Raw genomic sequence first — 12557 nt, 5'->3', positions numbered from 1 at the left:
GCGGCTATTCGGAAACCGTTGTCACGACGCTGTTGACCGGCCGGGTGCTCACCGTCGGCAGCTTGACGTCCTTGAGCAGTTCCTGGTCGTATTCCGGCAGCGTCGAGGCCGGGAACTTGGCGCGCATCGCCACCACCTTGTAACCGCCGGCCTTCAGGCGCTTGAGCAATTCGGGCAGGGCTTCCGCAGTGTGCTTCTGGAAGTCGTGCATCAGGATGATGCCCTTGCCCTTGCTGTCGAGCTTCTTCATGACGGTCTCGATCACCTTCTCGGGCTTCGAGGCCTTGAAGTCGAAGGAGTCGATGTCGCAGGAGAAGATCGCTGTGTTGCGGTTGCCGAGATAGGTGACCATCTCCGGCGGATGCTGGAGCGCCGGGAAGCGGAAGAAAGGCGAGGGCGAAATGCCGCCGAGCGCCCATTTCACCGCGGAAAGACCCTTCTCGATCTCTTCCTTGCGCTGCGCTTCCGTGAGCTTCTTGTTGTTGAGGTTGGCGTGCGACCAGGTGTGGGTGCCCACGGTATGGCCGGCCGCGTAGACCTGCTTCAGGATCTCCGGCTCGTAGGTCGCGTGCTTGCCGATCGAGAAGAAGATGCCGGTGGTGCACTCGTCGGCGAGCGCCTTCAGCACCGCGGGCGTGTTCTTGGGCCAGGGGCCGTCGTCGAAGGTCAGCACCACTTCGTGGTCGCGCAGGAAATCGAGCTCCTTGAAATGCTCGAAGCCGAAGCCAGGACCGCCCGTGGTGTCGATCTCGACGGTGCGGGCGACCCCAAGCGCGCCCGGCGTGTTGCAGGCTGCGCGGGCGGGCTGGGGCGCCTGCTTAGGCGGCGGAGGATTGACGAAGCCCGCCGGCGCGGCGGCTGCTGCAGGAGCGGGTGCGGGAGCTGCAGCGGGCGCAGCCGCAGCCGGTGTTGCCGCCGGTGCGGCCTGCGTCGCGGCGGCGGGCTTTGCAGCCGGGGTCTGCGACCATGCCGCGCCCGTCATCGCCAGAGACATCGCGCTTGCCAATATCAGTCCTGCCGCCACACGCATGGTGTTGTCCTCGAGATTGATCCCGTTGTTCCGCCGCGGCTTTTCGCCTTCGGCAAAACCATCCTGCCCATAACAATCCTAGCCTAGATGGTGGGCCCTCGCCATTGCAACGGCTGTTTGGCGCGCCAGCCCAATTGTGCCCAACCGGGTTGGGGACGCGTGGCGTCAAGTGTCGGCCAGCGCCTTGGCGATCGCCGTCTTGATCCGCGTGTCTGTCGGTTCGACCGCGGATGCAAAGACATCGGCGATATAGCCGTCCCGGCCGATCAGATATTTGTGGAAGTTCCAGCGCGGAACTTCTCGCGGGCGCGCCTCTGCCGCCCATTTGTAGAATGGATGCGCCTTTGCACCGACCACGATGGCCTTGGCCGCGATGGGGAAGGTAACGCCGTATTGGTGGTGGGCGGTTTCCGAGATCTCACTGGTGCCGCCGGGCTCCTGTCCGCCGAAATCGTTGGAGGGCACGCCAATGACGGTGAGGCCGCGTTCGCGAAACTCGCTCCAGATGTCTTGCAGGCCGGCATATTGCGGCGTGTAACCGCAGAGCGAAGCGGTGTTCACCACCAGCAGCGGCCTGCCAGTGAAGGCCGCAAGGCGGATGTCGTCGCCTGACAATGCCGGGAAAGAGAAGGCGTAGGCGGAAATTCGGCTCATGCCGCCATCCGCCAGTGCACGCGTCGCCGGCGCCAGCGTGCCTGCAAAGGCGGCGATGAGTATGGTCCTGCGGTTCATCATAACGGCGTCCCCCGAAATGATCCGGGGCGCATGTTACCCCGTCGGTGCGAGCGGCGTCGTCAACACGGCGTTATCTGCCGCGATGAGGCGCGTTAGTACAGGCGGACGATGAAATCGGTGCCTTCGCCAGTCTCGCCCTGGTTGATGCCCTGGTCGGAGACGATGATCGAGCCGCCCGATGTCAGCATTTCGTTGATCCTCGCGATCGTGTCGGCCGGGATCGAGACGCGGTCCAGGGCCTCGGCTGGACTGTCCGGCGGGACCACAGGCTTTACGGCGACGGGAATCACCGCCGCGCCACGTTGGCGGCCTGTCACGCGGCCGTCATCTTCGCGCGCGGCAGAACGGACCGACACTGGCAAGGACACCACCGACCAATGCAGCGCATTGGAATCGGCCTTGTCGATTTCGGCGGTAAAGACATGCGTGCCGAGCGGCCGATCACTCGCGGCGATTGTGACAGGCACCTCGAACAGCGGCGCAAAGTTCTGCCGCACGTAGAGCTTGGAATCCTTGCGGCTGATGAAGACCGCGATCTGGCCCGCTCGCTTGGGCGCTTCAGGTTTTGCCACGGGCGCCGGATCGGCAACGCGGGTTTCGTCCTTCTTGACGTCGGTCGTGGCCGCCTGCGCTGGCGCCGCGGCCGGTGCATCGGATGTCTTCGCGAGTTCGGACTTCGGCGTCTCCGCGGCGTCGACAGGCTTCGCTTCAGTGTTCGCGGGCTGCGCGGCGTCTCCGGCCTCTGGCTTGGCCGCGTCCGCCGCCTCAGCGGGCTTGGTCTCGGGCTTTGCCGTTGTCTCGGTGTTGTCGGCCGATGCCGGGGCCTCCTCGCGGGCTGGGGCATATCCGGTGGTCACGTCCGACATCACGGTGTGGCCGACCGACGAGCGCAGCTCGGGCACGCCGTCGGCGCTGGCGGTTTTCGTTTCAACCGGCTTTGCTTCGGTGGCCGCGGTATTGGCTGTGCCCTTGTCGGCCTTGTCGCCGGCATTGGTCTGCGGCTCGAGGCTGGCCGCGGGTTGCGGTGGCACGCGCAGCGAGGCAAGCAGCGGATGTGAGAACTTCTGCGGCGACATCTGACCGGGCGAAACGATCACGCGCGCGCCCATCCTGGTCCAGTTCCACATCTTCACCGCGAACGCCATCGGCATGCGGATGCAGCCGTGCGAGGCTGGATAGCCCGGCAGCACGCCGGCATGCATGGCAACGCCCGACCAGGTGATCCGCTGCATGTACGGCATCGGCGCGCCGCTATAGATGTTGGAGTGGTGGAATTTGTGCTTCTGGATGACGCTGAACACACCCATCGGCGTCGAATGGCCCTTCATGCCCGTCGAAACCGGGGATTCCGCGAACACGCCTTTGCTGTCGTAGACCGTGACCTTCTGCCGGTCGATCGAGACGACGATGACGAGAGGACCTTGCGGTTTGGTGCCGGCTTCTTTTTCGGCAACAAGGTCTTTTTTGCCGACCGCACCGCGCTTCTGCGGTTTCTGGCGCGGGACGTCGAGATGGCGCTCCTGGCGCCCGTAGGACCCGTCGGAATAGTCCGTCCAGTAATAAAACGCTGCGTCCGCCTGGCTTGCCGTGCCGATCGCACCCGCCGCCGCCAAAATGGCGACCTGCCAAAGCCGCGTCGGCTTGGCAGAAAAACCGGCCCCGTTCACGCTGTTCATCCTCGAATCCATAATCCAAATCAGATGTTAGTCTCTCAGAGGGGATACGCGTTCACCAGCATGGCGGTTCTGCCATCAGCTACATTTGTCCAAAGCGTAGCAAAAAAGCCTCACGGAGCGGTAAACGGCGGCCGTGTCGGCTTGCCGGTCGTCTTCCTGATCGGTCGCCTCATCCCTACATTGCTGGAAGTTGTTACCGGAGAGGTTCATGTCATCTCGTTTCCGCAGTCTTTCCAGCATCCGCTTGAAAGGCCTCGCTTTATTCCTCATGGCGTTGACCGTGCCGGCAGCGTCCGCCTTCGCCGCCGACGAGCCGGATCTGATCTTTCGCCGCTCGACCGTGTTCAAATGGATGAGCCCGAACGACAAGCTTGCGACCTACGGCCTCGACGATCCTGAAGTCGAGGGCGTGGCCTGTCATTTTACGGTGCCGGAGAAGGGCGGCTTCAAGGGCTGGCTGGGCCTTGCCGAGGAAGTCTCGGACATTTCGCTCGCCTGCCGTCAGGTCGGCCCGATCAAGTTCAAGAACAAGATGGAGCAGGGCGACGACATGTTCCGCCAGCGCCGCTCGCTGTTCTTCAAGAAGATGCAGATCGTGCGCGGCTGTGACGCGAAGCGCAACGTGCTGGTCTACATGGTCTATTCGGACAGGCTGATCGAGGGTTCGCCGAAGAACTCGACCTCGACCGTGCCGGTCATGCCGTGGGGACCGGCGGACGCCAACGTCCAGAAGTGCGGAGAGTTCTTCACTCAGTGACGCTCTTGCGTTCACTCAGTGACGCTCTCGCGTGCACTCAGTGAGGGGTTTGCGTTCACTCGATGATGTCAGCGCGGATGGCGCGCGGTTTTGCAAGATGCGAGCCGGTCAGCCGCACGAATGACTGCGGCGTGGCCTCAAAGCCCCGGCTCGATTGTAGCGCCATTTCGCCAGGCGAATGGCTGTGAACAGGTCGTTGCTCCCGGCGGTCCGTTCGTTGGTCCGCATCGCGCGTCGTTGCGCGATTCTGCGCGGTCATGATGGCTGTTCCTCACATGAACACGCTCGGCGATGCTCGGGCGTCCTCGGTCTCGATAGCTTGGGTCGCAGTCGAAGCGCCCCCGGTTCGACAGGACCCAGCCTTCGTTCGGCTTCTCTTCAGCAGAAAAACGTAAAACGCATGTGAAGGGTGTGAGGCGGGATCATGACGGCGCCGGCGTTCCGCGGCGCATCCGAGCTCGCCGGAACCTGCCAAGCTACATTGGGTGACCGCACGACCCATCTGAAAAGATTGAGATTTTCCATGGAATATGTCGTCGCCTCGAGCGGGACGAAACAATTCTCACGCAGACGAAACCATTTTCCGGCTTTGGCGCATCACGCGCGAAACCGCCCATGGTTATCAACCTCACGACGACGACGGCGCACGCCGGCCACCGAATTCGGAGAGAACTTCATGCGCACGCTCAGCCTCATCCTTGCTTTCGGTTTCGTGCTCGCCGGCTCCTCGTTCGCAGGCTCGCCGGACGGCAATGTCCCGGGTATCGGTACTTTCCAGTACAGCGGCTCGCCGATCATGATCCCGGCACCGCAGCCGATCGTGGTTGCCGCGCGCTTCTGATCGCCAACAAGAAAAATCAGCCAATAAAGGCCATCATGCTTGTTCGTTCCTGCGCTGCGGCGTTCATATCCCTTCTGACGATCAGTGCCGTTCAGGCGCAGGTGCGCTCTCCATCCAGATTACCCGATCCCCGTACCGAGTTCGTGAGGCAATGCGCGCCGCGCATGCTCGGACGGTGGGAGCATCCGGAAGAGGTCTGCGGCTGCCTGCATGATCATGCTGCCGCCGTCGTCGAGGATCGCGATCTTCGCGAGGCCCTGCTGCGCGGCATCAGCGAGACCGGGGTGCCGACGATCGAGACCGACTGGGTGCCGGCCGCAAAGCAGACCGAAATCGGCCCGACCTTCACCAAGATCGCCAAGCCGACCCTGCAATGCATGTTCGATCCGGCGAAGTAGCGCTCATCGCTTTGATTTTGGACCAAACCGCGACACACAGATGCTCGTCCGTGCGACGCCCTTGTCGGTCATTTTGGCGCCTCGCACTTCCTTGACCTGTCCGGCGGGACAGGTTCCGTCGTCCACTTGAACGCGCTGGCCGAGCTTGAGGTCGACGATGTCCTGCTCGCGTCCGACGGTACCTGCGCGCGCTGTCGCAGCGAGTGCGATGAAGATCAGGAGCGAGAGGCAAGTCGCGCGGCGTAGCAGCATGGTGAGAGCTCCCAGCATCGATGTCGCAATGTAGGGAGCGGCAGCCGATTCTCATAGTGAACGTTCGTCATGCCCGCCCGGCCGGCTTGCTCCTCGCGCGCAAGGCCGCTCGCGATTCCCGCGCGAGTCGTTCGGCGGAGGCCACGAGCTTCGAAACCGCGTGGCCGGAAAATCCCAGCACGAAACCGGGCTGTGGGCGCGCGCGTGAATAGGTGTCGGCCAACAGCCAGCCTTCGGCGCCCGCGGCCTGCTTGGCTTTCGCCGCCACAGACAGATCGACCGAGGGATCGAACCGGGCGACTAGATGCAGACCCTGTGATGGGACCGGCACCGACAGCACGCCATCGGATGCGGCTTCGAGCCTCCCGGCCAGCGCGTCGCGCGCCTCGCGGTAAAGCTTGCGCACGCGCTTCAGGTTCGCCGCGAACGCGCCGGAATTGAGCATGTCGGCCACCGCACCCTCGATCAGCGTGCCGGGAAAGCGGTCGAGCGCAGCCCGCGCCGCGGTCACATCCGCAATCAAGCGCTCGGGCAGGGCGCAATAGCCGATGCGCAGGCCCGGAAACAACGTCTTGGCGAACGTGCCCATGTAAATCACGCGCTGGAGGTGATCGATGCCGGCCAGCGACATCAGCGGCGCGCCGTCGTAACGGAATTCGCTGTCGTAATCGTCTTCCAGCACGAAGGCGCCGGCCTGCCTGGCCCAGTCCAGCAGCTCGAGCCGCCGCGGCATCGACATCTGCACACCCAGCGGAAACTGGTGCGACGGCGTCACATAGGCTGCGCGCGCGGACGGCGCCGCTGCGCGGCCTTTGGCGACACGCATGCCGTGCGCGTCGACGGGAACGGAGACGGCACGATAGCCGCAATGCGCGATGGTTTTTCGCGCGGCGGGGTAACCTGGGTCCTCGCACCAGACCTGATCTTCGGGCTTCAGGATTGCGCTCAGCAAGATGCGCAGCGCGTGCAGCGTGCCTGACGTCAGCATGATCTGATCGGGATCGCAGCGCAGGCCCCGCGCCGACAACAGATGATCGGCGATCGCCGCACGCAGTTCGCGGCTGCCACGGGGATCGCCATAGTGCAGATGCTCCGCGCCGAAGGCGCGCATGCGACGGCCGACAAAGGCCCGGAAATGCTGCACGGCACGCGCGTCGATATGGGTGCAGCCGAGTGAAAACGCGCCTTGCCCCGGCGTTTCGACGCTGATCTTGGGCCGCTTCGGCTCGGCCGCGCGCGCGGGGATGCGCGCGGCGACGAAGGTGCCGGAGCCGACGGTTGCGTCGGCAAAGCCGTCGGCGATCAGCCGCTCATAGGCGGTGACGACGGCATTGCGCCGAAAGCCGGTCTGTTTGGCCAGCGTGCGCGACGGCGGCAGCGGCTCGCCGGGTTTCACCAGACCGCCGACGATCATCTCGCACAGTGCCTGATACAGCCGGTGCGCCGACGAGGCGCCAGCCGTGATGTGCGGGCCTGCGAGATCGAGCGGCAGCTCGGCTTTGGCCGGCGAGGGGACAGAATTGGTCGGAATTTTTCGCATGGAATTGGCACTATCGCAGACCAAATCCACGGATACAACTGCTCTGGAATTGTTCAAATCCGACAGGAGCGGCCGTGAGCCAGACCGAGAACCAGAATTCCTATCCGACATCCGCGCGCAATCAGGTGAAGCGCCGTCACGACCGCGGCTTCTACGATCACGACACCGTTCATCGCATCCTGGATTCCTCGATGCTCTGCCACGTCTCCTACGCCATCGACGGCCAGCCCTATTGCACGCCGACTTTCTTCTGGCGCGAAGGGACGAAACTGTACTGGCACGGCTCGAGCGCCAGCCGCATGCTGCGCAACCAGACCCTGGGCGAGCGCGTGTGCCTGACGGTCGCCCATCTCGACAGCCTGGTGCTGGCGCGCTGCGGGTTCAATCACTCGGCCGATTACCGCGCCGTGATGGCATTCGGCACCGCCTATCTCGTCACCGATCCCGAGGAGAAAGAACGCGCGGTGATCGCGATGGTCGACCGCTTCTTCCCGGATCGCACCGCCAGCCTGCGGGCGAGCAACACGCAGGAGATCAAGGCGACCTCCTTTATCGCGATGGAGATCGAGGAAGCCTCCGCGAAAATCCGGGCCAAGGGTGTCGCCGACGACGACGAGGACTATGAATTGCCGATCTATGCCGAGCGCATCCCGGTGCGCACCGTGCTCGGTGCGCCGGAACCTTGCCCGCGGCTGCTCGACGGCGTGAGCCGGCCGGCGACACTGAATGGCTATTCGGAGGGCCGGCTGCTCGAAGACGCATTGCGGGATGCCTATTTTGCAGAGTACCCGAACGGCTGAAATCGGTTAGCTTACGCTCCATCGATGATCTCAATGCCGATTGGAGTTGCCTGATGAATGCCGAAACGCAGCAGAGGATTCTTGACGCCGTTGATGCCGGCTTCGAAGCCCAGCTCGCGACCACACGCGATTTCGTCGCGATCCCCTCGACGCGCGGTGCGGAGGGGCCATGCCAGGACATGATGGGCGACCTCCTGCGCGCGCGCGGCTACGAGGTCGACGACTGGCACATCAATGTCGACGACCTCAAGGATCTGCGCGGCTTCGGGCCCATCGAGCACGATTTTTCGAAGGCGCGCACTGTGGTCGGCACGTACCGGCCCAAAACCGAGGCGGGCAAATCGCTGATCCTCCAGGGCCATTGCGACGTGGTGCCCGCGGGGCCGCTGGAATTGTGGGACACCCCGCCGTTCTCGCCCGTCATCAAGGACGGCAAGATGTTCGGTCGCGGTGCCTGCGACATGAAGTCGGGCACCATCGCAGCGCTCTCCGCGCTCGATGCGATCAGGGCCGCGGGCCTGAGGCCGACGGCGCGGATTCACTTCCAGTCTGTGATCGAGGAGGAGAGCACCGGCGTCGGGGCGCTCTCGACGCTTCAACGAGGCTATCGTGCGGATGCCTGCTTCATTCCTGAGCCGACCGGCGGCAAGATGGTGCGCTCGCAGGTGGGCGTGATCTGGTTCCGCCTGCGCGTGAAGGGCCATCCGACCCATGTCGCCTTCGCCGGCTCCGGCGCGAATGCAATCATGGCGGCCTATCATTTGATCCAGGCGCTGCAAAAACTCGAGATCGAGTGGAACGAGCGCGCGAAAGCCGATCGTCACTTCAAGACGCTGAACCATCCCATCAACTTCAACCCCGGCATCATCAAGGGCGGCGACTGGGCCTCCAGCGTGCCGGCCTGGTGCGACGTCGATTGCCGGATTGCCGTGTTGCCCGGCTGGTCGATCGCCGAGCACCAGAAGGAGATTCTTGCGTGTGTCGCCGCCGCCGCACGCAACCACCGCTTCCTCGCCAACAATCCGCCGGAGATCGAATGGTCGGGCTTTTTGTCGGAAGGCTATGAGCTGACCAATGCCACCGCGCCTGAGGCGGCGTTCGGCAAGGCCTTCAGCACCGTCTATGGCGGCCAAATCGAAGACCTCGTCTTCACCGCGCTTACCGACACCCGCTTCTACGGCCTCAATCACGGCATCCCGAGCCTGTGCTTCGGCGCGAGTGGCGGCGAGATGCACGGCTTCAATGAATATGTCGATCTGGACTCGCTGAAAAAGACGACCAAGGCAATGGCGCTGTTCATCGCGGATTGGTGCGGGGTGGAGCAGGGGTAGCCCTCGTGTCCCGGACAGAGCCAGGACCCACGTCACCGCACATTTGGACCGCGGTTCAGCAGCGCATCGTTTCACGCTGCGCTGCGCCCTGGGGAACGAACCATCTTCCGGCTGCCCAATCCACCGGCGCCCAAATCCTTTAAGCTTAAAGAAAGACTAGGATGCCGCCCGCGCTGGTGGCAGACTGGCGCCTGGTCCACAAGGCCTTGAGTCCGTCGAGGAAGCACGATGCGCGATTGGGATGACGCCTACGCCAATTCGGCCCATATCCCGGGCTCGGACAAGATACCGGCGCTGTGGGCGGAGCGGGCGGCGGCTTATCGCGCCGGGCTGAAGGAGTTTCGCGCTGACATCGCCTATGGCCCCGGTGAGCGCCAGCGCCTCGATCTGATCTTGCCCGACGGCGACAGCAAGGGCCTCGTCGTGTTCGTCCACGGCGGCTACTGGATGCGCTTCGACAAGTCGACATGGACTGATCTCGCCGAAGGCGCGCGCCATCACGGCTGGACGGTGGCACTGCCAAGCTACACGCTGACGCCGGCCGCGCGCATCTCCGACATTACGGCGGAAATCACCACAGCGATTGCCAAGGCGGCCTCGCTGGTCGCGGGCCCGATCCGGCTCGCCGGCCATTCCGCCGGCGGGCATCTCGTTACGCGTATGCTGTGCGACGACAGCCGGCTGGAGCCCGCCGTCTACAACCGCGTCGCCGGCACGCTGTCCATCAGCGGCCTGCATGATCTGCGTCCGCTGCTCAAGACCAGGATGAACGACACCCTGCGCATGACGATGGAGGAGGCGACGCTGGAAAGCGCGGCGCTGCATCTGCCGCGCGGGCCTTCGCCGGTGACCGCCTGGGTCGGTGGCAACGAGCGGCCCGAATTCATCCGCCAGTCCGATCTGATGGCCAACGTCTGGACTGGTTTCGATGTGCCGACGCGTCTTGTCGTCGATCCCGGGCTGAACCATTTCACCGTGATCGACGCCCTCAAGGACCCGTCGTCGCCCACCACCGCGCGCCTGATCGGCCTCGACTGACGAGGCCTTGAAGATCGATCGAAAGGGCCTGCCATGACGTCCAGCCAATACGATCCCGCAAGCGAAGGCGCTGAGACCGATTTCGCCCGGCGCATGTCCTATGGACACTATCTGGCGCTGGACGCGATCCTCGGCGCGCAGCATCCCCTGTCGGAAGCCCATGACGAGATGCTGTTCATCATCCAGCATCAGACCACCGAGCTGTGGATGCGGCTCGCCATCCACGAGCTCAGCGCCGCACGCCGTTCGATCGCGAAGGATGAGGTGCAGCCTGCAATGAAGATGCTGGCACGGATGTCGCGCATCTTCGAGCAGCTCAACGGCGCCTGGGACGTGCTGCGCACCATGACGCCCAGCGAGTATACGCGCTTCCGCTCGCAGCTTGGCCAGTCCTCAGGCTTCCAGTCGCGGCAATACCGGCAGATCGAATTCCTGCTCGGCAACCGCAACCACGCCATGCTCAAGCCGCACGCGCACGATCTGGAAACAACGCAGCTGCTCGAAGCCGAGCTCGCAACGCCAAGCCTCTATGACGAGGTGCTGCGGCTCGCCGACCGCAACGGGCTCAAGATGCCTGCGGCCGTGCTGGCGCGCGATGTTCGCGAGACTCATAGCTTCAATGAAGGTGTGCTGCAGGCTTGGCGTATCGTCTACGAGGCGCCGGAAACGCACTGGATGCTCTACGAGCTCGCCGAGAAGCTGGTCGATTTCGAGGACTATTTCCGGCGCTGGCGCTTCAACCATGTGACGACGGTCGAGCGCGTCATCGGCTTCAAGCGCGGCACCGGTGGCACCGGCGGCGTCAGCTACCTCAAGCGCATGCTGGAGGTCGAGCTGTTTCCGGAACTCTGGCGCGTGCGCACGATCCTGTAGAGAATTCCATGACCAAGCTTCGCGTCTACGACGACACCAAAGCGCTGTTCCATATGCCGGACGGTGTGATCTATCTCGACGGCAATTCGCTCGGCGCGTTGCCGCTTGGCGTTGCCGAGCGCGTCAGCCGCGTCATCACCGCCGAGTGGGGCGATGACTTGATCCGCGCCTGGAATACGGCTGGCTGGTATGCCCAGCCGCGCCATGTCGGCGATCGCATCGCGCGCCTGATCGGTGCGGAAGCCGGCTCCGTCATGGTCGGAGATACGCTGTCGCTCAAGGTCTATCAGGCGCTCGCCGCCGCGCTCGACATGAACGCGTCGCGCAAGGTCGTTCTATCGGACACCGGCAACTTTCCGACCGACCTCTACATGGCCGAAGGCCTGATCGCGACCCTTGGCCGTGGCCATCAATTGCGCCTGGTGGCGCCGGAGGAGATCGAGGCTTCGTTGTCGGAGGAGATCGCGGTGCTCTACATCACCGAGGTCGATTACCGCACCGGACGGCGCCACGACATGGCGAAGCTGACTGCAAGAGCGCATGCGCTCGGCATCGTCACGGTCTGGGACCTCGCGCATTCGGCCGGCGCGCTGCCGGTTGACCTTGCAGGCACCGGCGCGGATTTCGCCGCTGGATGCACCTACAAATACATCAACGCCGGCCCCGGCGCGCCGGCCTTCCTCTACGTTGCGCCGCGCCACGCCGACAGCGTGCGCGCCGCTTTGTCGGGTTGGATGGGGCATGCAAAGCCGTTCGCGTTCGAGCTTGCCTATGCGGCCGCAGGTGGCGTTGAGCGCATGCGCGTGGGAACGCCGCCGGTGCTGGCAATGGCGGCATTGGAAGCTTCGCTCGACATCTGGGATCGCGTCGATATTGCCGAGGTCCGGGCCCGCTCGCTGGCCCTCGGCGATCTCCTGATTGCCGAGGTCGAACGCCGCTGTCCGTCCTTGAAGCTTGTTACGCCGCGCACGCATGAGCGTCGCGGCTCTCAGGTCTCCTTCGCCTACGGCGGCGGCTATGCCGCGATGCAAGCTCTCATCGCCCGCGGCGTCATCGGCGATTTCCGCGCGCCTGACATCATGAGATTTGCCATCACGCCGCTGTATATCGGTGAGGGCGAGATCGTGCGGGCAGCCGAGTTCATCGAAGAAGTGATCGCGGGCGAAATTTGGCGGCGGCCGGAGTATCAGGTGGTGAATGCGGTGACGTGAGGTACGAACGCTGTCTCCCCGTCATTGCGAGCGCAGCGAAGCAATCCAGAAATGTATCCGCAGAAAAATTCTGGA

Annotated in this window: 14 protein-coding genes; 8 read left to right on the top strand and 6 right to left on the bottom strand. The window is 64.0% G+C overall.

Annotation, left to right across the window (positions count from 1 at the left end; translation table 11 throughout):
* Window positions 1-4: 4 nt before the first annotated feature.
* From AC0L3B_RS09795 to AC0L3B_RS09785, 3 genes are all read right to left on the bottom strand, one after another.
* A complete protein-coding gene (locus AC0L3B_RS09795) occupies window positions 5-1030 on the bottom strand; it encodes a polysaccharide deacetylase family protein (RefSeq protein WP_018456296.1) in 1026 nt (341 codons plus the stop codon).
* Between the two features lie 165 nt (window positions 1031-1195).
* Window positions 1196-1765 (bottom strand): glutathione peroxidase, encoded by a 570-nt coding sequence (locus AC0L3B_RS09790; protein ID WP_085352959.1) that lies wholly within the window; start codon window positions 1763-1765, stop codon window positions 1196-1198.
* Window positions 1766-1857: 92 nt separating this feature from the next.
* The gene (locus AC0L3B_RS09785) at window positions 1858-3441 is read right to left on the bottom strand and encodes a L,D-transpeptidase family protein (protein ID WP_085384887.1); all 1584 of its coding nucleotides are present in this window, start codon (window positions 3439-3441) and stop codon (window positions 1858-1860) included.
* A 208-nt stretch (window positions 3442-3649) separates the two neighbouring features.
* On the opposite strand from AC0L3B_RS09785, the gene AC0L3B_RS09780 reads away from it, so the two are divergent.
* Window positions 3650-4198: a CreA family protein gene (locus AC0L3B_RS09780; RefSeq protein WP_026233134.1), complete on the top strand. Its 549-nt coding sequence runs from the start codon at window positions 3650-3652 to the stop codon at window positions 4196-4198.
* A gap of 55 nt (window positions 4199-4253) precedes the next feature.
* Here AC0L3B_RS09780 and AC0L3B_RS09775 read toward each other — a convergent pair whose 3' ends face one another.
* Window positions 4254-4457 (bottom strand): hypothetical protein, encoded by a 204-nt coding sequence (locus AC0L3B_RS09775; protein WP_026233135.1) that lies wholly within the window; start codon window positions 4455-4457, stop codon window positions 4254-4256.
* Between the two features lie 417 nt (window positions 4458-4874).
* Between AC0L3B_RS09775 and AC0L3B_RS09770 the strand changes: the two genes are divergently transcribed.
* Both AC0L3B_RS09770 and AC0L3B_RS09765 read left to right on the top strand, forming a co-directional pair.
* The gene (locus AC0L3B_RS09770; protein WP_018456302.1) at window positions 4875-5039 is read left to right on the top strand and encodes a hypothetical protein; all 165 of its coding nucleotides are present in this window, start codon (window positions 4875-4877) and stop codon (window positions 5037-5039) included.
* 35 nt (window positions 5040-5074) lie between these two features.
* Window positions 5075-5437 carry a hypothetical protein gene (locus AC0L3B_RS09765; protein WP_026233136.1) on the top strand — a complete coding sequence of 121 codons (363 nt, stop codon included), beginning with the start codon at window positions 5075-5077 and terminating at the stop codon, window positions 5435-5437.
* Between the two features lie 3 nt (window positions 5438-5440).
* Here AC0L3B_RS09765 and AC0L3B_RS09760 read toward each other — a convergent pair whose 3' ends face one another.
* Window positions 5441-5689 (bottom strand): DUF6719 family protein, encoded by a 249-nt coding sequence (locus AC0L3B_RS09760; protein ID WP_018456304.1) that lies wholly within the window; start codon window positions 5687-5689, stop codon window positions 5441-5443.
* Window positions 5690-5756: 67 nt separating this feature from the next.
* Entirely contained in the window at window positions 5757-7229 is a 1473-nt protein-coding gene (gene pdxR, locus AC0L3B_RS09755; RefSeq protein WP_247297464.1) for a MocR-like pyridoxine biosynthesis transcription factor PdxR, read from the bottom strand.
* A 74-nt stretch (window positions 7230-7303) separates the two neighbouring features.
* Between pdxR and AC0L3B_RS09750 the strand changes: the two genes are divergently transcribed.
* The 5 genes from AC0L3B_RS09750 (at window position 7304) to kynU (ending at window position 12482) form a co-directional block, all read left to right on the top strand.
* The gene (locus AC0L3B_RS09750) at window positions 7304-8029 is read left to right on the top strand and encodes a pyridoxamine 5'-phosphate oxidase family protein (protein ID WP_247297463.1); all 726 of its coding nucleotides are present in this window, start codon (window positions 7304-7306) and stop codon (window positions 8027-8029) included.
* 53 nt (window positions 8030-8082) lie between these two features.
* Window positions 8083-9360, top strand: coding sequence for an ArgE/DapE family deacylase (locus AC0L3B_RS09745; protein ID WP_018456309.1), 1278 nt, complete (start codon window positions 8083-8085; stop codon window positions 9358-9360).
* Between the two features lie 228 nt (window positions 9361-9588).
* Window positions 9589-10398, top strand: a complete 810-nt coding sequence (locus AC0L3B_RS09740) for an alpha/beta hydrolase (RefSeq protein ID WP_018456310.1) — start codon at window positions 9589-9591, stop codon at window positions 10396-10398.
* A 33-nt stretch (window positions 10399-10431) separates the two neighbouring features.
* Complete coding sequence (gene kynA, locus AC0L3B_RS09735) at window positions 10432-11271, top strand: tryptophan 2,3-dioxygenase (RefSeq protein ID WP_018456311.1); 840 nt, start codon at window positions 10432-10434, stop codon at window positions 11269-11271.
* 8 nt (window positions 11272-11279) lie between these two features.
* Complete coding sequence (gene kynU, locus AC0L3B_RS09730) at window positions 11280-12482, top strand: kynureninase (protein ID WP_018456312.1); 1203 nt, start codon at window positions 11280-11282, stop codon at window positions 12480-12482.
* The last annotated feature ends 75 nt before the right edge of the window (window positions 12483-12557 follow it).

This window comes from Bradyrhizobium sp. Kon56, from assembly GCF_055807635.1.
This window is presented reverse-complemented; position numbering and strand designations above follow the sequence as displayed.